The 26364-nt window shown below is 28.3% G+C and carries 22 protein-coding genes and 1 pseudogene; 5 read left to right on the top strand and 18 right to left on the bottom strand.

Annotated features, from left to right (window positions below):
* Position 1 precedes the first annotated feature (1 nt).
* Genes HGG69_RS01100 through HGG69_RS01075 form a run of 6 tightly spaced genes read right to left on the bottom strand, consistent with a single transcriptional unit; the run spans position 2 to position 7182 of the window.
* Complete coding sequence (locus HGG69_RS01100) at positions 2 to 982, bottom strand: carbohydrate ABC transporter permease (RefSeq protein WP_169604972.1); 981 nt, start codon at positions 980 to 982, stop codon at positions 2 to 4.
* Complete coding sequence (locus tag HGG69_RS01095; RefSeq protein ID WP_237077117.1) at positions 924 to 1952, bottom strand: carbohydrate ABC transporter permease; 1029 nt, start codon at positions 1950 to 1952, stop codon at positions 924 to 926. The genes HGG69_RS01100 and HGG69_RS01095 overlap by 59 nt, the downstream gene beginning before the upstream one ends.
* Positions 1952 to 4171, bottom strand: coding sequence for an ATP-binding cassette domain-containing protein (locus HGG69_RS03155; protein ID WP_169604971.1), 2220 nt, complete (start codon positions 4169 to 4171; stop codon positions 1952 to 1954). Before HGG69_RS03155 ends, HGG69_RS01095 begins: the two co-directional genes overlap by 1 nt.
* Position 4172: 1 nt before the next feature.
* Positions 4173 to 5063, bottom strand: coding sequence for a thermonuclease family protein (locus tag HGG69_RS01085; protein ID WP_169604970.1), 891 nt, complete (start codon positions 5061 to 5063; stop codon positions 4173 to 4175).
* On the bottom strand, positions 5047 to 6540 hold the full coding sequence (locus HGG69_RS01080; protein WP_272869883.1) for a P68 family surface lipoprotein: 1494 nt from the start codon (positions 6538 to 6540) through the stop codon (positions 5047 to 5049). Before HGG69_RS01080 ends, HGG69_RS01085 begins: the two co-directional genes overlap by 17 nt.
* 42 nt (positions 6541 to 6582) lie before the next feature.
* Positions 6583 to 7182, bottom strand: coding sequence for a hypothetical protein (locus tag HGG69_RS01075; protein WP_169604968.1), 600 nt, complete (start codon positions 7180 to 7182; stop codon positions 6583 to 6585).
* Between the two features lie 174 nt (positions 7183 to 7356).
* Between HGG69_RS01075 and HGG69_RS03200 the strand changes: the two genes are divergently transcribed.
* Positions 7357 to 7965: a DUF5378 family protein gene (locus HGG69_RS03200; RefSeq protein ID WP_169604967.1), complete on the top strand. Its 609-nt coding sequence runs from the start codon at positions 7357 to 7359 to the stop codon at positions 7963 to 7965.
* 244 nt (positions 7966 to 8209) lie between these two features.
* Here HGG69_RS03200 and HGG69_RS01065 read toward each other — a convergent pair whose 3' ends face one another.
* The 5 genes from HGG69_RS01065 to HGG69_RS01045 form a co-directional block, all read right to left on the bottom strand.
* Positions 8210 to 9130 carry a DHH family phosphoesterase gene (locus tag HGG69_RS01065; RefSeq protein WP_169604966.1) on the bottom strand — a complete coding sequence of 307 codons (921 nt, stop codon included), beginning with the start codon at positions 9128 to 9130 and terminating at the stop codon, positions 8210 to 8212.
* A complete protein-coding gene (locus HGG69_RS01060; RefSeq protein WP_169604965.1) occupies positions 9123 to 11300 on the bottom strand; it encodes a PhnE/PtxC family ABC transporter permease in 2178 nt (725 codons plus the stop codon). The genes HGG69_RS01065 and HGG69_RS01060 overlap by 8 nt, the downstream gene beginning before the upstream one ends.
* 1 nt (position 11301) lies before the next feature.
* A complete protein-coding gene (gene phnC / locus HGG69_RS01055; RefSeq protein ID WP_169604964.1) occupies positions 11302 to 12180 on the bottom strand; it encodes a phosphonate ABC transporter ATP-binding protein in 879 nt (292 codons plus the stop codon).
* A gap of 8 nt (positions 12181 to 12188) precedes the next feature.
* On the bottom strand, positions 12189 to 13547 hold the full coding sequence (locus HGG69_RS01050) for a type 2 periplasmic-binding domain-containing protein (RefSeq protein WP_169604963.1): 1359 nt from the start codon (positions 13545 to 13547) through the stop codon (positions 12189 to 12191).
* 688 nt (positions 13548 to 14235) lie between these two features.
* Complete coding sequence (locus tag HGG69_RS01045; RefSeq protein ID WP_169604962.1) at positions 14236 to 15114, bottom strand: Cof-type HAD-IIB family hydrolase; 879 nt, start codon at positions 15112 to 15114, stop codon at positions 14236 to 14238.
* A gap of 76 nt (positions 15115 to 15190) precedes the next feature.
* Between HGG69_RS01045 and HGG69_RS01040 the strand changes: the two genes are divergently transcribed.
* Both HGG69_RS01040 and HGG69_RS01035 read left to right on the top strand, forming a co-directional pair.
* On the top strand, positions 15191 to 16048 hold the full coding sequence (locus HGG69_RS01040) for a hypothetical protein (protein ID WP_169604961.1): 858 nt from the start codon (positions 15191 to 15193) through the stop codon (positions 16046 to 16048).
* A gap of 85 nt (positions 16049 to 16133) precedes the next feature.
* Positions 16134 to 16796: pseudogene (locus tag HGG69_RS01035) on the top strand (ATP-binding cassette domain-containing protein); the annotation flags it as partial.
* A gap of 80 nt (positions 16797 to 16876) precedes the next feature.
* Here HGG69_RS01035 and dnaK read toward each other — a convergent pair.
* The 7 genes from dnaK to argS form a co-directional block, all read right to left on the bottom strand.
* Positions 16877 to 18688: a molecular chaperone DnaK gene (gene dnaK / locus HGG69_RS01030; protein WP_169604959.1), complete on the bottom strand. Its 1812-nt coding sequence runs from the start codon at positions 18686 to 18688 to the stop codon at positions 16877 to 16879.
* Between the two features lie 177 nt (positions 18689 to 18865).
* Positions 18866 to 19666 (bottom strand): Hsp33 family molecular chaperone HslO, encoded by an 801-nt coding sequence (locus tag HGG69_RS01025; protein ID WP_169604958.1) that lies wholly within the window; start codon positions 19664 to 19666, stop codon positions 18866 to 18868.
* A 9-nt stretch (positions 19667 to 19675) separates the two neighbouring features.
* Complete coding sequence (locus HGG69_RS01020) at positions 19676 to 20350, bottom strand: chromate transporter (RefSeq protein ID WP_169604957.1); 675 nt, start codon at positions 20348 to 20350, stop codon at positions 19676 to 19678.
* A complete protein-coding gene (locus tag HGG69_RS01015; protein ID WP_169604956.1) occupies positions 20350 to 20964 on the bottom strand; it encodes a chromate transporter in 615 nt (204 codons plus the stop codon). Before HGG69_RS01015 ends, HGG69_RS01020 begins: the two co-directional genes overlap by 1 nt.
* 3 nt (positions 20965 to 20967) lie before the next feature.
* A complete protein-coding gene (locus tag HGG69_RS01010; RefSeq protein WP_169604955.1) occupies positions 20968 to 21321 on the bottom strand; it encodes a hypothetical protein in 354 nt (117 codons plus the stop codon).
* A 14-nt stretch (positions 21322 to 21335) separates the two neighbouring features.
* Positions 21336 to 22754, bottom strand: a complete 1419-nt coding sequence (gltX, locus tag HGG69_RS01005) for a glutamate--tRNA ligase (protein WP_169604954.1) — start codon at positions 22752 to 22754, stop codon at positions 21336 to 21338.
* A 55-nt stretch (positions 22755 to 22809) separates the two neighbouring features.
* Positions 22810 to 24423 carry an arginine--tRNA ligase gene (argS, locus tag HGG69_RS01000; protein ID WP_169604953.1) on the bottom strand — a complete coding sequence of 538 codons (1614 nt, stop codon included), beginning with the start codon at positions 24421 to 24423 and terminating at the stop codon, positions 22810 to 22812.
* Positions 24424 to 24479: 56 nt separating this feature from the next.
* Between argS and HGG69_RS00995 the strand changes: the two genes are divergently transcribed.
* Both HGG69_RS00995 and rlmB read left to right on the top strand, forming a co-directional pair.
* Positions 24480 to 25682: a class I tRNA ligase family protein gene (locus HGG69_RS00995; RefSeq protein ID WP_169604952.1), complete on the top strand. Its 1203-nt coding sequence runs from the start codon at positions 24480 to 24482 to the stop codon at positions 25680 to 25682.
* A complete protein-coding gene (gene rlmB, locus HGG69_RS00990; protein ID WP_205852861.1) occupies positions 25667 to 26359 on the top strand; it encodes a 23S rRNA (guanosine(2251)-2'-O)-methyltransferase RlmB in 693 nt (230 codons plus the stop codon). The genes HGG69_RS00995 and rlmB overlap by 16 nt, the downstream gene beginning before the upstream one ends.
* Positions 26360 to 26364: the final 5 nt, after the last annotated feature.

Genomic DNA, 26364 nt, shown 5'->3' with positions numbered 1-26364 from the left:
ATTATCCTTTTGAAGCCACGTTGTTTCTTGATATTGTTCTCATAATACGACCTCTGAATAAGAAGTAAGTAATAAACATAGGAGCAATAGCTAAAATAGCGGCAGCCATTCTAATGTTTCTGAATACTCTAGATATTTCACTTGAAGAGTTATCTTTCCCTGTTGTAAATAATCAAACATTCATAACTGGGTACGAGTTGTCTCCAGGACCTATGATTAATGATGGTCATAAGAAGCTGTTTCAAGCTGCTAGAGCTGTTAATATACCAACTGTTCAAATTGTTCCTTTAACCATCGGAATTGCAATGGTTATAAAGAATTTTAATTCTGAAGCACCATCTATCATGGCGCTTTCTTTTACTGAATCCGGAACAGCTTCGAAAGCTGTTCTGAACATATACCCTGAGAATACACTAGCAACGAATGGAAGTGTTAACGATAATAATCTATAAAATCCAACGTGTCAACCTAATGTAACTACAACTTTATATTGTCCGGCCAATAAAGCCGCTTCTGGTAATACAAGTAATGATAAGAATAATGCTCAAGATAGATTTTTGTATTTTCATTTTCTTAAACTAAATGCATAACCAAATGTTATAGAGAAGAAGATTTTACATACAACACTCAATGATGTTACTGCAGCTGTGAATAATACAGCTTGTAAGTAACCTTCTTCTAATGCTTTTTTAAAGTTTTCGAAATGGAATTCTCATCCTTTTCCGTTTACTTTAGAAGGATATAAAATTAATTCTCCTTCTTTTAGCGATAGATCATTACTAATTAATGATGTCATAATCATGTAGTAGAATGGGAAAATAATTATTAACCCAAAGAATACCAATACTAACATTTTAAACATGAATCCTAATAATGAACTTCATACAGATTTAGTATCAACTTGTTTAGTCATTAAAGACTGTTTAGAGTTTAAAGAATGCTTTAGAAACTTTTGTTTGACTAGTAATTTTATTCGATACATGTTTCACTCCTAAAGTTGTACTTAAATTGTATGATATTGATACTGTTTTTTTGATAGTAAATGATACTAGTACTCCGATTAAGAATAAAAGTACTGATGCGGCCCCGGCTTTTTCAAATTCAGCGTGCTGAACCGCTCTATATAGAAACAACATAATTGTTGATCCACCATTGTTTATCGCTGAGTCAGCGTCATTATTGAATAATGCCAATGGGAATACTTTAATCCCTCCAATAATTCCAACTGTAAATAAGAATGACAATTGATTTTTAATTGATGGAAGTGTTATTGAAAAGAATTGGTTTAATTTATATGAACCATCAATACTTGCTGATTTATATAAAGTTTTGTTAATCGATAGCATTGCTCCAGTTAATATTAAAACTTGGAATGCTAAATTGTGTCATACACCATTTGCTAGTATAGCAACAAATGGGTATCAGCTGCTCGTATCTCCACTATTCAATCATGGTGTAGAGATTCCGAAAAAGTTGTTAATCATACCGGTTTGTGAATCAAATAAATAAAAGAATGTGACTGAAACGGCAATTCCGCTTGTTACATAAGGTAAGAAGAATATTGTTTGTCAAAATCCTTGTGATCATTTGCGAATAACATGAACTATCGCACTTGATATTAATAATGAAAATACCAATGAAATAGGTAATGCAACTACTGAATATAGTATTGAATTACGCATCCCTATTCTAAAATGGATGTGATTGAATACTTCAGTATAGTTTTCAGTTCCAAATGCAAAATCACTCGCAACAAATCCTGTTTTTATTTTAAATGAATCTGAAATAACTAATATGAATGGAATTATGGTGAACATTGTTATAGTAAGTAAAGAAGGAAATAACAATAGAAATGGTTTATATCCCGGAGTCTTACTATTCAATATACTTAAACTGGTTAAGTGGTTTTTAAGTCTGAATTTTTTATAAAATTTGGATTTTAATCAATTCATTAGTTAACTCTTTTGCCTGTTTTAGCATCAAATAAATGTAATTTATCAACGCTTTTTACACCCAATTTAATTTTTTCACCAATTTTGTATGAATCTTTAGCTGTTAAATAAACGTTAGCTAATACATTAATATTTTCTAAGAAAACTTGTGATTGAATTTCTTTTCCTAAGTATTCAACTACTTTTAATTTACCTTCAATGAATCCCTTAGAAGATTCTAATAAAGTTTCTGAACGGAAACCAACTTTAATTTTCTTTTGTCTGTATTTTGGAACTTCTATTAATTTGGTTCCATTAACAGTAACTCATTTATCAATAACATCAGCTTCGATAATTGTCATTTCTGGCATTCCAAGGAATTTAGCAACGAATTCATTGTTTGGTTTATTATATAGTTCCATTGGTGTACCAGCTTGTTGAACTAATGCTGTTGACATACAGATAACTCTATCAGAAATAGACATAGCTTCTTCTTGATCGTGAGTAACAAATACTGTTGTAATACCACTTTCTTGTTGTAAGTTTCTAATTCATTTTCTTGTTGAGATACGTAATTTAGCATCTAAGTTTGATAATGGTTCATCAAGTAATAATATTTTTGGTTTTTTAACAATTGCCCGCGCAATCGCTACACGTTGTTGTTGTCCACCTGAAAGTTGAGTAGGTTTTTTAATTAAGTTTTTAGTAATATCTACTCTTTCAGCAACTTCTAAAACATCTCTAGTTATAGCTTGAGGTATTGTAACGATTTCTTTTTCGTGTTTACTGATTTCAAAACGAACTGAAGATGGCATTAGAGATATTAATTTGTTAATTTTTTGGCTGAATGTAATACCACTAATATTGTGTTTACTGAATACTGGTTCGAAGTATTTTAAAATTTCTGTTTTGTATTTGTTTTTAATGTTTTTTTCTATTACAACATTACGTTTTTTAATTTCTTTAATTTGTTGATTAATAGGGTGTTTTTTCATTAATGATGTATCAGCGATGTTTAACAATTGTGCATGTTTTAAACAAACACTGTTTTTAGCATTAACTCATTTGTACTCAAATTTATAGAACACTTGTAAAACTTTTTGGAATGTTTTAGATGCATTTAAACTTATTATGCATTCTTTAGCAACATTAATTTGTTTAGGGAATGATTCAATTAATAACTTTTGAACTGAATCTTGTAATTTAGAGATTTTATTTTTGTATGTTAAAAGTAAATTATCTTTAATTTCGAATTCTTTTATAGCTATATCTTTTTTAAATTCTGCTTCAAATGCTTTTTTGTATTTTGATAAAAGATGTGATATTACTGAATCTTTATGACTAGTAAATTCAATTTCTTGTAATTTTTCATTAACTTTAGCTATTTTAGTTTCTAAATCAAAATTGTTTTCTGTATTAATTTTTAAATTATTTGCTTCTTTTTCAAATTGTGATAATAATTGATTGATTTCTTCAAGTATTTTTTCAATATCTTTTTTATTTTCTAAGTAAGTTGACTCTTTTGCGAAATCTAGGAATTTAGAAGATTGTTTTCAGTTTTCATCTAATGCTTTGGTTTCGTTAATTAATTTTTTAGTTAATGTATTTGAATCAGCAATTTTTTTAGCTGCTAAACGGTTGTACTCATTATTGGCAGTTTCATTGATATCCCCTCTTCTTGAATTTAACTCTTGTAAGAATTTTTTTCCTTCTTTAGGGTTATCGATGGTCATATAAAATGTTTTTTGTAATTCATCTAATGTAGATTTTGAATGGTTTTCTTGACTTAATAAAATGTTGTAAATAGCATGTTGAGCACTACGAGATGTTTCAATAACTTCATCTTTTCAGTGTTGATCATTAGCTAATGGGAAAGCAATATTGTCAAATACAGTCATGTGAGGATATAGCGCATAATTTTGGAAAACTAGCCCTAGTTCTCTTTGTTGTGGTGAATATTTAGTTACGTCAATACCATTAAAAAATATCTTCCCACTTGTTGGTCTCAATAAACCTGAAATGGCATTCAATGTTGTTGATTTACCTGAACCAGATGGGCCAAGTAATGTAACTAGTTCTCCTTGTTCGATTGAAAATGAAACATTATCCACAGCAACAGCATCACCAAAGTCGATAACTAGGTTTTTTATTTCGATAGCAGGTGTTGTTTTTTTATTTTTGAATCTAGTTTTTGAATGTTTATAAATTTGTTCTTGTTGAACTTTTAATTGTGAATCCATATTATTTTTTTCCTCTTTCTTTTTGCAGCAACCACTCAATGAAATTATTTTCTGAATCTTGAGCGGATGGGCTATTAGTTAAATATTTATAGTAGCCATGGTCATTTCATGCATTACCATGCGCGCTATAAACTGTATTGCATAAATCCTCTGCGGTATTGAATTCATTGAAAAAATTTTGTTTATTCAAAACTCCATAATTTTGAGCATAAGCAAAATCTTTTGCGAATAAACCCATGTAAGTGTCTTTTACATTACTATCATATTGAATTCGATAATCAGAAGTATCTTCTTTAGATAAGGTTGAAACAGTGAATCCGTTTTTTAACATTTCTAACTCGAAACATCTTTCAAAGTTATCGCCAAAAAACGTGATTCCCGTCATTCTATCATATGTCCTATCAGTTCTTCTACCAATAACTCTAACTTTTTTACCTAGAATTAATGACTTAGCAAATTCTGTATCACGATCTGAATAAGATTGCTCTAATTCTGTTGCGCTAGGTGTGTGTGGCCCTATAGATTCTGGTGTATCTATATATTTACATCTTACTTTTAAACCTTTGGTTTTTTCCGATTCATCCATCGGATGGTCCGGCATAAATGAGAATGTGTCCCCATCATAAACCCTAGTAACTGTTCCCTCAATATATCCGAACGCGTTTCAATAAGTTTTTTTTGTTTCAATTATATTTTTGTTTTCGTCAAACTCTTTAATCGCTACCTTTTGATTTAATTTGTTTCCAATATTGTAATCATACTCATTGATTTCTTTAACTAAATTTTGATCTAATTTGTTACATGAAATCGTCATAAGCGGTAAAGAAGCAAAAGCCGTAACAGCTAATGCTCCTTTAAATAAATTCAATTTAAGTTTATTTTTTGTTTTCATCAATTGTTTTAATTAAATCATCAAATGTAAATGGTTGATTAGCTGTTGCTTTGTTGAATAGAGTTTTAAACCCTGTTTTAATAGCTTTTCTAATTTTTGTAGCTTGAGGAGCTGAAATATCTTCTATAGCCATTACATTTTGGTCTGAAGATGATATTTTTAGTCTTTCGAATAAAATTTTGTTAGCTTCATTTAAACGTTCATATAATTCAGAGTCTTCAGAAGATGATATTGTTGATTTTAATGGAACAATGTATGATCCATAGTCAGCAATTATTTCTGCACCTGTATATTTGTTTGCTTTATATTCTTTAATTTTAGGTTTTCCATCTTTATCTTTGAATTTGAATTTAATATCTTTAGTAATTTTTGCACTAACTAATCATTTTAAGAATTTAATTGTTCCTTTATCTTCTTTTTCGTTAGCGTGAACTCCGAAAATAGAACCTCCTTGAAGAGTGAATGCTGAATGAGTAGACGCTTGGTTAAATTTAGCTGGTGAAGCAAATAATTGCAATTCTGTTTTATTTAGAATGTCTGCTTCTGTTTCAATTGTTAGTTCTAATTGAGATTCTGGAATAAAGTAGAATACATTTGTGTGTCTACCCTTTTTCAATTTACCAAATTTGAATGCCCCTTTTAATTCAACTTCAGCTTTTTTATTTTTAATGAAAATTTTATTGTCTTTTTCTATTATTGAGGTAGGTTTTTTAGGTCCGTAGTTATAGTTGTCAACTAGAATACCTTTTAAATCACTTAATTTTGATTTATTTTGTTTAGCTAGATCATCACTAATAATGTAATCTTCTTTTTCTGCTCCTTTTTCAGAGTCTAAAAGTTTGTTGGTTTCAATTCCATTATCTTTTTGTAATTGTAATTTGATTGAACCATCTTTCTCTATTACTGGTGTTAGATATTTAATAATATATTTAGTATTACCATCTTTTTCTTCTTTCAATTTATCATCTTTGAAAGTGTAAAGATTTTCAGGTTTGTCTTTACCTAAGTGTGAGAATCCTGCTGTTGAACCAATGTTTAATGCTATTTTATGGTAATTTAATTTACTTGAACCATATTCTTTACCATCTGAAATAAATATTGCTTGATGTTTGATTGCATCTTCAAATAAGTCGAAAACTTGTTTTAAAACTTTGTTTTCATTTGTGTCTTTAGTTGTAATTGAATCGAAATCAAATCCACCTGATGTTTTTTTGTTTTCATCTTTTTTAAATAAAGCTTCAATATTTCCGTTAGTTGCTGAAAAAGCCATATTATATACAGAGTTAGTAATTGCATCGATAGCTAAAATGTTCTCAGTTGATTTTGGGTATAGTTTTTTAGCAAATACTGCGAATTTTAATGTAGCTTCAAAGTTTGTAAAAGTATCTTTATTAAATTCAAATCCTTTTAATTCTTCTTTAAGAGCTTTTTTTTGTGCATCAGTAGCTTTAAATTCACCTTTTTTACCTGCTCAGATTAAATCTAATTTAGCTTTTTTGTCTACTGATTTATTGTAAGCTTAAATAAAACCTTTAGCAAATGCTTCATTTACTTTCATTCCTAAATCTTTTAATTCAGAAACGAATTTCCCTAATAATGGTTTATTAATAGCAATTAATTCAGTTGAACGAACTAATGGTAGTACTAATAAATCGTTATTTTTATTACCTGCAATTTTGTTGTTTAATTGTAAAAATTTTGATGAGTATACACTGTCAATGTCTTTTTTAATATCGTTTAATGAAAGTGACATTTGGTATTGACTGACAGTTGATGCTGTTGCTGGGTAGTTAATAACCATGTTGTATAATGCTTGTTTATCTCTAGCTTTTAATTTTGTTATTAAATCTGAGTCATCGTATCCTTTTGATGAAGGAACAACATCCACTTCTACGAAATCTTCACTGTTTTTTTGAGTTTGGTTGTACGCATTAACAACTTCTTGTAATGCTTCACCTTGTTTATTGTCTTTTGCAAATCCTGAAAAAATTTTCAATTTGTTATCTTCGATTTGATCAAATCTTCCCGATCCACATGATACTGCCATCATTGGTACTGCTAATGCAGTTACTGCTGATAATGTATATGCAGCTGAAAGTAATTTACTTTTTTTTGTCATTTTTTCTCCTTAATTTATATTCAATATTAATGTTATTAATATAACGTAATTTTACTTTAGTTGCATTCAAAAAAAAAGAAAAACCTGTTTTTTTTGGTTTTTTTATCAAAAACATAAGCCAAATTATTATTATTTTAAATAAATCAAAGAAAAAAAAGAATTGTCGAGGTAATTATGACTGCTAATTTTTTATTATTATTAATAACCTTTATATGCTTATTATCAATACCTTTGTTAAAATATTCAATCAAGTGACGCAAATATAAGAGTGATGACTGATTGTTGAAAAATAACAAATTAAATCTGAAATGAATAATCAATTTAATTATAGGTGTTACTTTTTTAATTTATTTTTTGACAATAAGATGGTTGCCAGATCTTAAAAATTTAAAAACAATGGACATAAAACATTCTGTTGGTATGTCTGATTATGAATTATATAAATACTCTTATACATACAGTAAAGTTTTTTTACTAGATTGATGTCCTTTCTTTTCGATAATATTTGCAATCATAGCGATATTCGATAGAAAAATGCGAATAATTCATTTCTTCGGTTTTATTGTTTTCTGTTTTGGTACACTAACCATCATAGGTGGTTTTATTGAAAATAAAAACTTAAATTGATCAAATTTTTTTGAGTACGTTACTATTGGTATTAAACCTAATTCAATATACTTTGGACTACATTTTTTCATGGCATTTTTTGGATTATATAATTTTGCTTTGCTGAAAAAAGATCCATTGAAAACAAATTTTAATTTCTTATGTTATTTGTTTTAGTTTTGGTATTTATGTGATTATATTCAGTAAAATTTTTCATTTAAATAATAACGTGGCGGGGTTTGCTGAAGGCGACTGATATTCAAATATCGGGGCTCAATTCGGGACATTGGCTTCAATATTGAAATTGAGTTATGTTTGAAATGAATTTATATTGATTTTATTTATGAATATTATTTTTTGAATCGGTTATGCATCTCATTATTACTTATTCAAAATCAAAAGAAAAAATTAGGATTAACTCCTAATTTTTTAAATGGTTTATGTATTGAATAACATTTTTTAATTCTTCTAGATCATCAATCATAAATCCTGCGGAATTATAATGTCCCCCACCTTTAAAATGCTTTGCCACAATGGAAACATCAAACAGTTCTTTTGAACGAATTTCACAACGATAATTTCCTTGTGTTCTTTTTAAAACGGCTAGTTGTACTTCGGTATTGCTTATTTCAACAAACTTTCCAACCAAAGGTCTAACTATGTCATTAGAAATTGTTTCTTGTGAGATTATATAAGATACAATTCCTTCGACTTGTTTATTGGAACATACATTAAATATTAATTGGTTTTCATCATTATTTAAAGCCATACTTTTTAATAGCTTAGCGTGTTGTAAACCTTTATCTAAAAGTAATGCATATGATTCGAATGTTTCGCTTGATATATTTCTTTCTCTGAAAAATTCAGTATCAGATAATATTGCAACAGCTGCGGCTTCCAATACTTTATTGTTAACTTTTAAATTTAACAACTTTATCATTTGAACAATCAATTGCCCTGTTGCTGGTCAATTGTCCCCACCTATTTCAAACAATCACTTAGCTTCTTTATGATGATGATCTAATTTAAGTGAATTTTCAGTCTTCACACGTTTATCTGCAATGCGAGAGGGTGTCGATGTGTCAACAACTATTTTTAGTGATTTATTGAAATAGTCATCATTAACAAAATCTATTTTTTCTTCACTCAAAAATAATAAATTTCGTGGATAATCATTGCCTGATATTTTAACTTCTTTAGTTTTTCTAGAATTTAACAAAATTAATTCTTTTAGCGCAATAGCACTACCTAATGTGTCTCCGTCAGGTTCCACATGAGTACACAAGGTTATATATTCAGCATTATTAATGTATTCTCAAAATGAAATGAACTTATTAAGCATGTATTATTTGTCCTTCGAAAAATTTATTTATTGCTGAAGTATTACGTCTGTTTAAATAAGCTATTTTTTTAAACACTTGATATTTTTTAAACATTGTATTGATATTATATTTTTTGCAATATGATTTTTTGAATGTTTTTAATTCGTTTTTAATGCTTTGTTTAGTTATTTTAATTTGTTTTCGCACATTTTTATTGTTTAATAACAATTCATTATATTGTCATTCCTGTTCCATTAATTCATCGAATTTATTAATGTTTAAATGTTGTAACAGCATTTTTTTATTAAATTGAGTTATGACAATGTCTGAATGTTTTTCTTCAGGTCTGAAATTATATTTGTTTACTTTAGAAATGGCTAACGAATGAATGAATTTGTTCTTTAATAACATTTTTTTGATTCAAGTGTTTTGATCGAAGAAATATCCATTTAAAATTTTATTTCTTAATACGTTTGACAATTGTTCAATAATTAATAATATGACAATTGTTACCAATAAATAAGAAGAAAGCCTATTTCAGTTATCTGTATCAGATGAGTATATTATTATTTGTTGTCCAAACGGACAAGCACCAACAGCACCAATAACTACTGACGATTTAAAATTTATTTCAATACGGTATAAAAAGTTAGATAACGTTTGAGGCATTATTTCCTTTAATACACCGATTTTAATTTTTTGTCATCTAGTCATACCTACTGAATTTAAAGAATCGAATATTTGATTATCTATTTTATCTACTGATTCAGTAATTAGTTTTCCAAGCATACCAATTGAGTGAATACCCAATGCCAGTGTACCGGCTCATATAATTGAATTTTGTTGGATTTTTAAAAAAATCAATACAAATGTAAAAGCTGGCACTGCTCTCAAAACAATAATTAATAACTTAAAGAATAATGATGGAACAAAACCTGATATTCTTTTTGAAGCTAATATTCCTAAAATTAATGAAAATAATAATCCGATCGTTGCAGAGATTATAGAAATGGCAAGTGCTTCAAACGCTAAATAAATTGGGTTATCTGATAGTCCGGTTTCACTTCAGTTAGTAATTAATGATCAATCAGGGCTGAATAACTTAGGTACTGAGGTTTTAAAATAATTCAGTTTTACTTCATTAGCTAATTCGAAATCTATAAATAATGTAGAAGCAATGAATAAAACTAATATCAAAATACCTATAAATGTTTTTAAATAAATAGTTTTGGGTTTTTGTTTTTTTAATTGTCTTAACTTTTCTTCATAAGTACAGTCGCTTGCAAAAATGACGTGTTTTGGTGTATGATTTAATATGTATTTTTTTATCACTCAATTGAATAATTCGATAATAATCATAAATGATACAAGTACTCATATAACAATTGAAAGATGTGAATAATTATATGGTACAGCATACTCATCAGCCATTAATTGACCAATTGTGGAAATACCAACAATACTCAATATAGCTGCAAAACGCACAACCATTTCAAATGAATAAAAACCATATGACACTATACGTCTTGATAGATATGGCAATATTGCTTTTTTGAATGAAATTATTTTATTATTTCCAATAGATTGAAGACCATAAAATGAACTCACATCATAAGTATCTAAATCTTCATATAATCATTTTGCCATTAATGAAGCCACAAATATTGCTACCGCGAATGCTGCTGCTAAACCCGGCGATACCACAAAGTAAAATATGTAAGCAATAATCAATGGTGGAACTGCCCTTATTATTGACATAATAGCGCGAGTAGGCATATAAATTAAAGGTGATTTAACAAAATTTTTCGAACTCAATAAGGCCATTGGTATTGATATTAAAATACCAAATATTGTACCTATAACTGAGTAAACTATCGTTTTTCATAATAATGATAAACTTTTAACAAAAGTATCGAGTGGTGTAATGTCTGAATTAGAACCAATTTGTGCATTAACACCGACATTAAAAAACTCTTTTAAATCTTTTACAAACAATTTAATATTTGTAAAATCCGGATTTAATTTAGCCAGTAAAACAATAAATAATATTATGCTTACTATTCAAGATATTACTGAAAAAAATGGAAATTTTTTAATTACTTTTTGACCGTTGACATCAATAAATTTTGGTTGGAAAAAATATAAAATATTGTGTCAATATTTAGTAAGGGTTAACTCAATTTTTTTCATATTAACCTTTGTAATTTGCTATACTTTCAGAAATTTCTTTTTGAATGGTTTGTCTTTTACGTTTTGTTTCTGCAAATTGTTGTTCGTCAAATTGCTCTAATTCTTCACCGTAAATGTTTTTTAAAACGTTTAAATCTACTGAATCTCAAGTACCATCGAAAATAATTTTCCCTTCTTTAACACCAATAATACGATCAGCATATTGTAATGCTAAATCTACGTGATGTAAATTCGCTAATATGGTTATTTTATCCATTTTGTTAACTAATAAAAAACCATCCATTACACTTTTAGCCATGATTGGATCTAAAGCACCAACCGGCTCGTCGGCTAGTATTATTTTTGGTTCTTGTACTAAAGTTCTTGCTAGAGCAACACGTTGCATTTGCCCTCCTGACAGATCTTTAGCCAGATCGTATGAATTCTCTAAAATGTTTACTTTTGATAAACATTTATAAGCAAATTGGATATCTTCTTTTTTATAAATTCCTAACAATGCTCTAATAGGATTCATTTGCGGTAGTTTAGCTGCTAAAACGTTTTGAAACACTGAAATGTTTTGAATTAAATTATATCCTTGAAAAACAATTCCCACCTTTGAACGAAATTGTCTTAATTTTTTACCTTTCAATTCAGAAACATCATAAGGTCCGACAGTTAATTTCCCACCTGATATCTCATTAATTTTATTAACAGTTTTTAATAAAGTGGTTTTACCTGCTCCTGATAATCCGATAATTGCCACAAATTCGCCTTGTTTAATAGAAAGATTGACTTGCGTCAATCCTTTTTTTCCATTAGGGTATATTTTATCAACGTTTTTTCAGTCGATATTTCAGTCTGTGACAATTAAATCTTTGTTTAATTGTTGTTTATTCATTTTATTCCTTATTTAAATGATTTAAATCCTATGAAATGTTTTTTAAATCATTTTTCTGGGTATGTATATGAAGCAGATGATGTTGTGTCAGTATATCCATATTGAATATGTTCTTTAACATCTTCTCAATTTAGTTTTCATTCAGAACCTTGTTCTTTTAATGCTTTTGTAATGATTTTTTCAATTTCAGTACCTTTTTTAGCATATATGTATGAACGATAGAATCCAACATTTGGTAATGAGTTAGTTTTGTCTGTTACTAATGAATCAACAACATTTTTCAATTCTGCAGCGTATTGATTTTCAATTGTTGATTGCGGATTTTGTGATGAATCTGCACTGATGTATAGTTTTTTGCTACCAAATTTTTTGTAATTATTCATTGCATTAACTAAAATTGTTTCATCATTAATTGCTGCTTCCGAAGTATTTGTTAATGATTTATATGGATCAACTATTTGAACTGAACGTCCAGCTTGTAAAATAAAGAATGAATCTCCAGATAAATCTGCTCACGAGTTAACTGGTAAAAAGGCTAAATCAATTTGATTGTTTTTTAATTGTTGCGAAGCTGATTTATAATCAACAGCCACAGTGATTTTTGTATTAATGTTGTATTTTTCATTTATATATTTTTGTAATTTTGATGATGCTGTTGTAACGTTTTTAGGATCGTTAGAAGGAATGAACATTATTTTGATTTCTTTGTTTTCTTTTGGTGTTCATGTCCCATCTTCTTTAATGTTGAAAAAGTCTGATCCAGCTTCTGGTGTTTTTGAATAAGCTTTTTTAGTATCACCGTTTTGGTTGTAACGAATGTTTGAATTTGGTCCTAATTTTGTATATCCATCATGCGAATAAATATTAAATAATTGTTTTGTTTTGTTTTTAAGTTCCATAACTAATGAAGCTTTTTTCTTAGCTTCTTCAATTTGTTGAGTTAAGTTTGCTTTTTCTTCTTCAGTTTTAGCTTTTTTCAATTGTTTTTGCAATTTAGAAATTGGTTTCAATTGTTTATTAGCTTCCGCGATAGTGTCTAAGAATATTTTACTTAAAACATCAATATCTCCTTGTTTCATACCTGGTTTAGCTTGTATACCATCATTTGAAATAGGGTCTGTAGCTCCAACTACAACTAAATTTTCAGCTTCGTCTCCCGCAAAAAATCTTGCGTCTCTTCAAGCTCCTGCTAGTGTTATTGTAGATGATGCAACTTTTTTAATTTGATCATCATAACTACCTGTTTTGATTGTTATATCTTTTGTGTTTGTAACATTAGAACAAGCAGCTGAAACTAGTCCTGTACCAACTATGGAAGTTGCTATAGTTCCTAAAGTGAATAAAATTGAGTATTTTTTTAATTTCATTTTTTTAATCCTTAAATTTCTTTTTTTTCTTTTTTTAAAAATAAACTTATGTATTTATATACCTAATACATGCCTTAAGTATATAAGAAATAAAAAAATAAAATAAAGAAAATTACCTTATTTTTTATTGGTTTATTAGAACAAAATATGATTTTAAAAAAAATAATAAAAACTTGAAAAAATAGTCCATAATTATAGAGCACACATTTTTATAAATGGCGCAAATTCATTTTTTTAACTTAAATAAACTTTAAAAAACACTTATATAATAATGGTGTTTTTTTTAATATTTTTTATTGGTTTTTAAAATTAATGACGCGTTGCCTAAACGTTTACTTTGTTAAGGTTTTAAGCATTTCTGCTTCATATTATAATTTACAACGTTTGTAGCTTTAGAACATATTAATCTTCAAACGTTAATTTAAAGCATATCTAAAATTTTTAAAAATGATCTGTGCACAGCTGCGCCTGTGGCTGCTTATGCGTTAACTTTTTTATATTGCGCATTTGGCAAGTTTTAGAATTGTCAACTCCTTTAATACTTTACTAACGCACAATTCAACTACAAAAACTTTTATTTTTAACATATGCCGTTTTATAATTTACTTAATTTGATTTGATTCATAACTATTATGATTTCTCAGGCATCAAAAAAACACCATTATGAAAAAGGTGCTTTAATTAACTTTTAATGTAGTAAATATTTCTTTTTGGTTTTATTTAATCTATATAGATAGTCGATAATAGCTTCTCCTAATCCATTTTGTTCGACGCTTGATGTATGATATTTAGCTTTAGTTTGCACTGAAGAAGGAGAGTTTGCCATCGCGTATGAATAACCACATATTTCAAACATACTTAAATCATTGTTTGAATCACCTGCACAAAAAACGTTTTCCAATTCATGTCCAGGGTAAAACATTTGTAAAACATTTTGAATGCCAGTTCCTTTATTAACGTTATTAGCCATTATTTCAAAACCACAATTTGATTTTACATAAGAGACATTTAAGGTTTTTAATTTATCTTCCAAAATATCAAAATATTTAGGATCACATCATGATTCAATTTTTACAATATTATCAATGACTTGATTTGTGTATTTTTGAACCATTTTTGCCTTTGCTTCTTCAGTATCAAAATGATAACTCAATGTATAATTTAAATCTTCTTGGTTTTTGTATCCTGCGTAATAATACACCTTTTCATTAAAAAAGTTTAATTCAATATTATTTTTCAGTGAAAATTCAATTATTTCTTGAGTGGTTTCGTTGTCAATACAATGTTGTACAACAATTTTGTTATTATCAACATCGTAAATTTGTGCACCTGTAGAACCAATAATATATTTCGCTTTTAATTCATTTGCTATATTAATGGTTCTTTCAGTAATTGGATTACCGGTGCATAAATTAAAATCACTGCTAATGAAATTTTCTTCGTTTATAGATAAAGCGAATTCGATATCAGACTTTGTTTGTTTCATAACTTTAAAGTCAGATCCATATAATGTGCCGTCCATGTCAGTAAAAATTATAGGTTTTATTAATTCATTGTTATTATTCATGATTTGCTCCTTTAATGTAAATAAATTTTATATAATATTTGTAATTATTTTACAACATTGTAACAAAGGATCTAACATGGAAAAAAAACAACTAAAAACAAATACATCAATGTTTTGAAAAATTTTTATTAAAAAACATAAAAACATGTTTATTACATTTTGTGTTCTAAGTGTTATTTTAATCCTTGTTTTTGGATTTATTAATTACAGCCACAATAACGATAAGACAAATGAAAACACTTATATATACAAATATGTTTATGAAAACATTTCAATACTGTCTTCAAAATTTAATTCATTTTTTATATTTATATCATTATTATTTGCTTTAATGGCAGCTTCAATATCTTACGAGTTAAAATACTCACATTACTTTACAAAAATTCGATTATTAAATGGTAACGGCGTTATTTTAAGGCACAACAATTTATTTTCTTATTTGATTGGATTTGCTTTTGTGTTATTCTTAGGCATGATGATTGAAATAATATTGCGTTTTGGAATTGATCTAAAAACTAAAGAATCATTAGTCATCTCACATGTTGGAATATTATTTACAATTAGTTTTTATGTATGAGCTATTACATTATTTGAATTGTTAAAACATATCATAAAAAACAATTCAAAAGCTTTTTTATGAATTTCGATAGCTTTAACTATTTTAGCTAGTTTTATGCTTACATTAATAACAAACCTAGTTATGCTTTATTCCAAGACTGAACAGTCAAAAAGTATAATCAGTTCTATGTTATATATTGCAGCAGTTATATTGCCGGCATATACCATTAATTCTCACACTATAATAACATCATTAACACATGTATTGCCATTTTTTGAATATACATTTGTATGATTTATTCCTTTTATTGTAAATGCAACGATTAATATCTCATTAATAGTTTTATATAAAACAAGAATGGAGCAATATGCTTAAAAATAATTGAATTACCATTAAAAATCTAAATAAAAAATATCGCAAATTTCCTTGACAAATACCAGCTCACATACTGAAAGATTTCTCATTGCAAATATACAAAAATGATAGATTGGCAATAATTGGCCCTAATGGTTCCGGAAAAACTACATTAGTAGAAATAATAGCAGGTTATAAAAGCAAAACTTCAGGTAATATTGAATACTCATTTGAATATAAAAACAGTCCTTACGAATGTATTGCAATACAGTTTCAAGAAAATAAATTTATAAAAAAATACAAAGTGTCACGTATATATAAAGAATTAGTAAAATATGCCAAATCATTCATTAATGAAGAATTTACCGAGCAATTAAAAAACATATTGAATATTGATTCTTTAATGAATATTACGTATGGTTCACTGAGCGGTGGACAAAAACAAAGAATTAATTTATTTTTTTCATTAATTTACAATCCCAAAGTTTTAATATTAGACGAGTTTACTGCCGGTCTGGATATTCAAACAAAAAGTCTCGTTAAAGAACTATTACTAGTTTATCTAAATCAGTTCGAAACTTCTCTTATTTTAGTTAGTCATGATGCAAACGAAGTTTTTAGCTTATGCGATCGAATAATTTTCATCAATAATGGTCAAATCACCGGAGAGGTGAAAGATATTAAGACAAAATTTAATAATCAAGAGGAATTAGAAAAATACATGTTGCAAAACATAAACACATTTAATTTTAAAAAATCTGGGAACTAAATCCTGGGTTTTTTAATACTTTTGTTAAAAAAAACATTCACACTTAATATGTGAATGTTTTGTTATCAGTTAAATATATTTTAGTTAATGTCTTTATCTTTTTCGTCAGTTGGATTTTGATTTTTCATCATGTTTTCTAAATCTTCTGGTTTAACTCCTGCTTGTTGCATTTGTTCTTGGAATGCTTTCGCTTGAGCTTCGAATGCATCGATTTTTTGTTTTAATTCATCGAATTTTTTAGCAGCTAATAAATCTTTTAATTCTTTGATTTCAGCTTCCATTTTTGTTTTTTGATCTTCAGTTAATTTATCTTTTGTGTCATTGTATTGTTTTTCTAATTGATTAATAAAGCTTTCTGAACGAACTTGTGTTTCAATTTCTTCACGTTTTTTCTTATCTGCTTCACGGTTTTCTTCGGCTTCTTTAACCATTTTATTTACTTCATCTTCAGTTAATTGAGATGTGTTTTCAATTGTTATTGTGTGCTCTTTATTTGTTTTTTTATCTTTAGCTGTTACTTTTGTAATTCCGTTAACGTCTATTGAAAAACTTATTTCAATTTGAGGAACACCACGTGGGGCTGGTTCAATACCCTCCAATGTGAATTGCCCTAAAATTTTATTGTCATAAGCCATTTGACGTTCACCTTGAACAACTACTATTGATACAGCTGGTTGATTATCAACTGCTGTTGAAAATACTTGAGTTTTTGTAACTGGTATTGTTGAATTTCTTGGTATTAAAGGAGTTGCGATTCCACCTTCTGTTTCAATACCTAATGTCAATGGTGTTACATCAAGTAATAAAATGTCATCAATATCTCCCGCTAGTATTCCACCTTGAATAGCTGCTCCTATTGATACAACTTCATCAGGGTTAATTGAATGGTTCGGTTTTTTACCTACTACTTTTTCAACTAATTCTTGAACTGCTGGCATTCTTGTTGATCCACCAACTAATAAAATTTCATCTAGTTCACTCGCTTCTATGTTAGCTTCTTTTAAAGCATCTAAAATTGGTTTTTTAACTCTTTCAAGTAAATCTTGAGTCATTAATTCGAATTCTGAACGTTTTAATTCTAATTCAACGTTAATTGGACCTTCTTCAGTAACTGCTAAGAAAGGTAATGAGATTGACGCAACTGATGAATTTGATAAAGCGATTTTAGCTTTTTCAGATTCTTCTTTTAAACGAGCCATTGCCATTTTATCTTTTGTAGGGTTGTATTTGTGTTCTTTTTCAATTTCAGAAACCATTCAATCAACAATCTTGTGATCTCAGTCGTCTCCACCTAAATTGTTATCTCCTGATGTTGATAAAACGTCGAATGTTCCTTCTTCCATTTCTAAAATTGAAACGTCGAATGTTCCACCACCTAAATCAAATACTAATACTTTTTGTGATTTTGATTGATCTTTATCTAATCCGAAAGCTAATGCTGCTGCAGTAGGTTCATTAATAATACGTACAACATCTAAGCCTGCGATTTTTCCTGCGTTTTTTGTCGCTTCACGTTGAGCATTATCAAAATATGCTGGAACAGTAATAACTGCCTTTTTAACGCTGTGACCAATTTTCTTTTCTGCGTATTCTTTCATGTAAGAAAGTATTAAAGCACTAATTTCTTCTGGTTTGTAATCCTTATTATTTACGTGCACTGTTTCTGATGTCCCCATCAAACGTTTTACAGAAGCTACTGCGTCTGGATTTGTTTCTAATTGACGTTTCGCTACTTCTCCAACGATTGTTTCATTGTTTTTAAAACTTACTACTGATGGTGTGGTTCTTTTTCCCGATGGTGCTTCTAATACTTTAGGTTGTTTGTTTTCAATTATAGAAACTACAGAGTTTGTTGTTCCTAAGTCAATTCCTAATATTATTTCTTTAGCCATTTTTTACTCCTTTTTTTCTTAAAAATCGTTTTTAAATATTTTTTAGATATTCATATGATAGCACATTATTTGGCACTCTTGTCAAAATAGTGCCAAATTTGTCAAAAAAATATTTTATGTCATCTTCTTTATATATAAAAAAGAAAAAGAAAAAATTGCCATTTAGCAATTAATTTATTACAACTCTTTATATGTACGATTGCAGAAGCTGCAAGAAACTTCTAGTTTATTATGCGAAGCAATTATTTGTTGCTTTTCTTGTTTTGATAACATTTTTAAAGATTTTTTTAATTTGGCCATCGAACATGAACATTTTCATTTTAATTCTTTTTCGCTTAAAATGATTGCTCCCATTTTTTTTAATTTATTTAAATATTTTCGATGTCCTAATTCATAATATGGATGCTCTTTTATCATTCGCTCAATAAATGTATAATCTTCTTCACTAGCACCGGGTAACATAGTAATTATTAAACTTGAAGATTCTTTTAAATCTTCTTTTTCGTCAAATAAAATTTTGGCTTCTACAGCTGAGTCTATTTGTTGAGATTGTTTAAAAAAATGAGCTAAGTCAGAAACTAGATTTCCATATAATAATGGATTGTCGCTGTCTCAATTTTTAATTCCACTAATTCTTATTCTTAAATAACCTTGATCAAATGCGTATTGAGTTAATGCTTCATTTAAATTTCCATCTCAATGAACATTGTTATTGGATATGGAAGTTTTTACATTACCCTTCGTATCTACATTTAATATTAAACTCTTGATAGCACCATTTGATTTTATCATCGCGAAGACATCATCAGTTTTGGAAATTATTTGTCCTAAAGGACTGAATAAGGCACAGGTTTTAGCTAAAACATGTTTTGAATAAGATTGCGAATATGATTTTTTTATCGCTATTTTTGCAATACCGGTTGAATTAGTTAAATAAAACAAAGCGTTTTTGTATTCTAAAGTTGTTATTTTAGACATATTTACCCCTTAAATTGATCATGGTTGAAAAATTACTAAAGCTAAAACAATAGCAATTAAAATAGTATAAAGTAGCGGAATTTTTTTTCTTTGAGCAACAATTGTTGCAATAATTACCATCGGCACAAAAGCGTATAAAGCGTACAATCTTCATTCAGAAAATACTTTAGATTTGACGTTTTCGGTATTTATCAAAAAGTATGAATCGCTTTTATTGAAGGTAACGTACGGTAATAATGTGCCAATAAATAATTGAATGGCTAAACCGATTACAATTGCTGACATGACTGGTTTCATATATTTATTTATCGCTATAAAATATACGTTGTTTTTATTTTTCGCACATAACTTCATTGCAAGATGCATTATAAGTATTGAAGGTATAACAGCACACAGGTATGTAATAATCATTGTGATGAAACCTCATCATTGACCTTCTTGGGTAGCATCATTGCTTATTAAATAACCTGTGAATAATGCAACTTTCGTTCCAAAGATACCCGGTGTGGCATTCATAACAGCGAATGCTTTTTCAGCTATTTCAGAATCTATGTGTGCCCCAAAATTTTCAGATAATAATGTAAAAATTCATGAAAACACAGGTATGAATATTTGACCACCACCAAAAACAATGAATGTACTCATAAATACTAACAATACACTCATAAATATTAATAAAGTCATTATTCCTTACCTTCTTTTGAGTCTTTTGAAGTAGTTGCGATTATTTTTTTGTTTTTAATACATACAAAAATTACAATACCGATTAAAGTTATTATGATTGGAATAACGGGAACATTATATGGAGAAGGAACTAATAAGTAAAATGAAAACGAAAAAATGAATAAAGGTATTCATATTTTGTAGCTTATTTCGTTATGTGATTTTTTTACATAGTTATAACCAAAATTCAGTAAAACACCAATAATAACTGGCAATACTGCGGCAGTTATAACATATAAGTAATTTTGTGCATATTTTTGTAATAAAACAAAGATTAATAATGATATAACGGTATGCGGTAAAAAGGCTAATATAGCAACTACTGCGCCTTTAAAACTACCGAGTGTTTTCATTGAAACATATGATAATGTTTTTACTGATGTTGGTCCTGGAAATAAATTAGCAGCTATGACTGCATCGTCAAATTCTCTTTCAGTAATTCATCCATATTTATTGACTGCATATTTTTTAATTATGGGCAATAAGGCATTACCGCCACCAAATCCTATGAACGTACAAGTTAATATAAATAAAATAACTTTTAGTGTCGATACTTTATTTTGATTTTTTGGCATATTTTACAAATTAACTGTTAAATAAACAGTGTTTGAACCTACTAAGGTTTCTGTGTTTGCATTTAAATACATTTCATATGAAAACATAACTTGATTTTCTGTAGAATCAATTTTTTTCAATAATCAATAAAATTTAAATTCCCCTTCAGGTGTTTTATAAATATGTGGTTTGTTTTTGTTTAGTTCCAAATCCATATTCAATTCTAAAAAAGAAATTTTGACACGTGTAGCACTTATTTGAATAACGTGTTGGTTATTATTATCATCACTGAATTTATAAACAGTGTATTCATTTTTTTGTTCTTTTGTGCAAATTGTGTGGTATTCATTTACGTATTCTTCGCCATTTTGTATCATAATAGATTTATATGTTAAATTCATTGTTTAATTCTTTCAAATACCACTGATTGCCCAAATAAGAAAATAGCTTTCGCAAGTTCTGGGCCGTGTTCTTTAAATGTTGTAGCTATACGAATTGGCATAAATAAATTTTTACCTTTCACGTTTAACTGATTTTTAGTTTCATCAATAGCAAATTGAATATTATCAATTGTGAATTCTTTGTCTTTTAAATTTTCATAGAATGATTTAATAACATCATTTGATTGATATTCAATATCCAATATCATCGATGGTTGAGCATACATTTTTAATGATTCAATTAAATCGTTAAATGTAACCATATTTTGTTGATATGTTTGAATAAAAATATTCATTCATTCTTTATTTTCGATTTTGTCTTTTGCTCATTCTAAATCTCTAGCGCTAATTTTATTAAAAATGTCTTCAGGTTCAATATTTTTTCAATATTGTTTACTGAATCATTCCATTTTTTGAATATCAAATTTAGAAGGAGATTTTGATAATCTTTCATATTCAAATTTTTGAATTAACTCTTCTTTTGACATAACTTCTTTTGCATCGGCGCTAGTTCATCCTAATAATGATAAAAAGTTAAATATAGCTTCAGAGTTATAACCTTCATTTTTGTAATCTTCAATAAATTGTTTCAAGGATGTATCACGTTTAGACAGTTTTTTACCTTCCATGTTAGTTATGATTGTTAAGTGTCCAAATTCAGGTGCATCTCATCCCATTGCTTCATAAACTGCTAATTGCTTAGGTGTGTTTGTAGTATGTTCTTCACCCCTTAAAACGTGTGTGATTTCCATTTGATGATCATCAACGACAACAGCAAAATTATATGTTGGATAACCATCTGACTTTCTTATAACATAATCTCCAACATCATCAGAATTAACAGTAATAGTTCCTCTCACTAAATCATTTCAAGTGTAATTATGATTTTTAGGTAATGCTAGACGAACAGAATATTCTCCGGCCGCATCTCGTTTTTGTTTTTCTTCTTCAGTAATTTGTAATCAGTTTCTATTGTATCTAAATGAAGCAATACCCGCTTTTTCGGATTCATCATGTTGTTGAGCAAGTTCTTCTGTTGTATCATAGGCTTTATAAGCTAATTTTTTTTCAATTAATTCATCAATGATTTTGTCATAAATAGCTAATTTTTCACTTTGACGATATGGCCCATATTTTTCCTTAGGGTTTTTAGGTGATTCATCTGGAATAATTCCAAGTCATGCCAAATTATTTAATTGACTATCTTCCCCGCCAACAACATTTCTAGCTATATCTGTGTCTTCGATTCTCAAAACAAAATCTCCACCAAAATGTTTGGCGAATAAATAATTAAATAAAGCTGTTCTTGCACCACCTATGTGTAAATATCCTGTTGGACTAGGTGCATATCTTGTTCTTATTTTTTTCATATTTTTCCTTTTATTAAATTTGTAAAAAATAAACCATTTAGGCTTATTTAAAATATTACATTTTTTCCAATATATCTAAATCCATTAATTTCAATCCATTACCTAAAACTGTTTTGGTAGCTTTAACTAGAGCAATGTATCTTTCTTCTAATTCACTTCCAATGATTTTTGAATTTGAATAGAATGAATTGAATAATCCTGTAATTTCTTGTAAATATGGAGGTAACAGATTTACTTTGTATGATGTTGCCATTGTATTAATTAAATCTGGGAACTTTTTCAATTCGTTAATTAATTTAATTGCAATTTCATCAACATATTCATTAGCTTTGGCATTTTCTCCAAAACTTGATTTATTAATTAATTGTGAAGCACGTGCGTATGCATATTTAATATTAAACATTGCATTTGCCTCTGATTCTTCAGTAACTTTATTAATGTCAAAATCTATTTTCGAGTTGTATGATCTGTTAATTAAGAAGAAACGAATTGCATCTTTTCCTACTTCATCCATTAATTCTCTTAATGTTAAAGATGTTCCTAAACGTTTAGACATTTTTACTTCTTTACCATCTTTAACAACTCTTAGCAATTGGAATAATACCATCTCACATTGATTTCTGTTGTATCCTAAATCTTCCATTGAATATTTAATTCTTTCAACATAACCAGAGTGGTCAGCTCCTCAAACGTCAATAATAATTCCGTTTTTATCATTTGTTCTTTTTAACTTATCTTCATGGTAGGCAATATCAGCACACATATAAGTAAATCCGCCATCACTTTTAACGATAACTCTATCTTTGTCATCGTATCCACCTTTAGTTGTGGCTAATCATTTAGCACCGTCTTTTTCATACACGTGTGTTAATCTATTTATTGCATGGAATACCATGTTTTTGTCATATAAAGTTTGTTCACTTGAATATAAATCGAATCATGTTCCAAAACGCTCCATATCCACTTTAATTTCTCGTAGTGCTATATTTCTTCCGAACTCTCTAAACAACATTCTATTTTCTTCGTAATCAGCTCCCTTGAATTTATCACCATATTCTTTATAAAATTCTTCAGCAAAATATATGATATCTCCACCTTTGTAGCAGTCTTCTGGCATTGGGTAGTTTTTGTCGAAAATTTGTTGATAACGACTAAATAATGAAGCAGCCAAGTTATTCATTTGGTTACCTGCATCGTTTACATAGTACTCACGTATTACTTTGTGACCGGCCGATTCTAATACATTACATAATGTTGCACCAATTGCTGCATTACGCGCATGACCAATGTGTAAAAATCCTGTCGGGTTTGCACTCACAAACTCAACGTTTATTGTAGGTTTTTCAATATTTTGTTTACCATAATTTTCACCTAATGCGTTAATTTGATTAACAGTATCTGCATAAACCTCATTTTCCATATAAAAATTTAAAAAACCTGGTTTAGCTATTTCTATATTTTTAATTGAATAATTACTACATTCAATATTGTCTTTTATAAGTTGTGCAACCTCCATTGCACTTTTTCCTAAATCTTTTTGTAGAACTAAAGCTATGTTTGTTGCAAAGTCTGCGTGACCTTTTGCATCTGTTAGATTTACTTCTTTTGAAATATTTAATTTTTGTAAAGCTTCATTAATTGAAGCAATTATTTTTTGTTTAGCACTCATAGTTTTAATTATATACATAATTATTATTTTTGTGCTTTTTATTGTAAAATGTATGTATGAAAAAATACTATTTATGCGGTCCAACCGTTTATGATGAACCTCACATCGGTAACATGCGGCCAATATTAACTTTTGACATATTGATAAGATCTCAAAGATATTTAGGAGAGCAAATTTTTTTATTACACAATGTTACTGATATTGATGACAAAATAATTAATAAAGCAATACAAACAAATACTGACGAAACACACGTTGCACAAATGTACACAAACAGATATTTTGAGTTGCTTGAAAAATTAAATATTCAAAAACCGAATAAAATATGCAAGGTTACTGAATCCATAAATTTAATTGATAAATTTATATCAAAATTGATTCAAAATGATTCAGCATATAAAGTTGGTAGCGATGTTTTTTTTAATATTCAAAAACACAGTGAATACTACGGTGAATTGAGTAATCAAAAAATTGAAAACATGGAATATGAAGATCAAACATATGACAAAAAACATCCTGCTGATTTTGCTTTGTGAAAAGATACTAAAGTTGGTATAAAATATGATTCATCATTCGGTAGAGGCAGACCTGGCTGACATACTGAATGCGTGGCAATGATAAGTGAATACTTAGGACATGAAACCATTGATTTACATGGTGGTGGTGCTGACTTAAAATTTCCACATCATGAAAACGAAAACATTCAATTCAGAGCATTAACCAACAAACCCTTAGCTAAAGAGTGAATACATTTTGGCACCATTAATGTCGAAGGCCAAAAAATGTCAAAATCTCTCGGTAACGTAATCACAGCTATTGATTTTTTAGACAAATACAACTGCGATACACTTAGGCTGATTTTATTGACGTCAGGCGTAACCAAACCAATTAATATCACTCAAGAAGTTATTGAATCGAATAACGCATTAATTACTAAATTTGACAATATCGTGAAAAAATATTTACTAGAAGAAAAACAACAAAGCATTGACGACAATATTGTGAATTCAATAATTAATGAAGCTGCTCAAATGAATTTTGCTAATGTTATGAAACAATTACATACATTATCAAAAAACAAAAACAACACCCCTACATTTGTTTTTGTTTTGAAAACATTAGGATTTGGAATTGGAGACACAAAATTAACAAATGAACAAAAACAAGTTTATGCAAACTGAAAAGAAATGATTAAAAATAAAAATTATGTAGAGGCAGATAAACTAAGAGAGCAATTAAAAATATGAAACATGAATTAAATAAAAATATAATATGTGGTCGCAATTCAGTATTAGATGCTGTTGATAATAAATTCAATATTGAAACAATTTATATTCAAAAAGGATCAAATATCAAAATTAATTTTGATAACATTAAATTTATTTCTCGTGAAGAAATGAATAAAATGACTCGAGAAAATCATCAAGGAATAATCGCTGTAATAAAACCATTTAATTACGCAGACTTTAATCAAATAATTAACAAAATGATTGATAAAGTATTGATTTTAGATCACATTCAAGATCCTCATAATTTAGGCGCAATTATTCGTTCAGCAAATGTTTTTGGAGTTAATTGAATTATTATTCCAGAAGATAGAGCAGCGGCAATTACACCCACTGTTTTAAAAATATCATCAGGTGGTTTTGCTAATATGAACATTGTAAAAGTTGCATCAATTTATACAGCAATTGACAAATTAAAATCAGCGGGTTTTTGAATTTATTCAACGGCGTTAGGTAAAAACGCGAAAGATATATCGAAAGTTAAATTTAACGAAAATAGCGTTTTAGTTATTGGGAATGAAGCTAAAGGTGTATCAAACACCATATTAAAACACAGTGACGAATTAATATATATACCTCAAAAAGGAACAGTTCAATCATTAAACGCTTCTGTAGCTGCTGGTATTTCATTATATTTCTTTACAAAATAAAAACT

Origin of the sequence: Mycoplasma phocoenae (assembly GCF_012934855.1) — a bacterium.
In the GTDB taxonomy this organism is placed as follows: domain Bacteria; phylum Bacillota_I; class Bacilli_A; order Mycoplasmatales; family Metamycoplasmataceae; genus Metamycoplasma; species Metamycoplasma phocoenae.
This window is presented reverse-complemented; position numbering and strand designations above follow the sequence as displayed.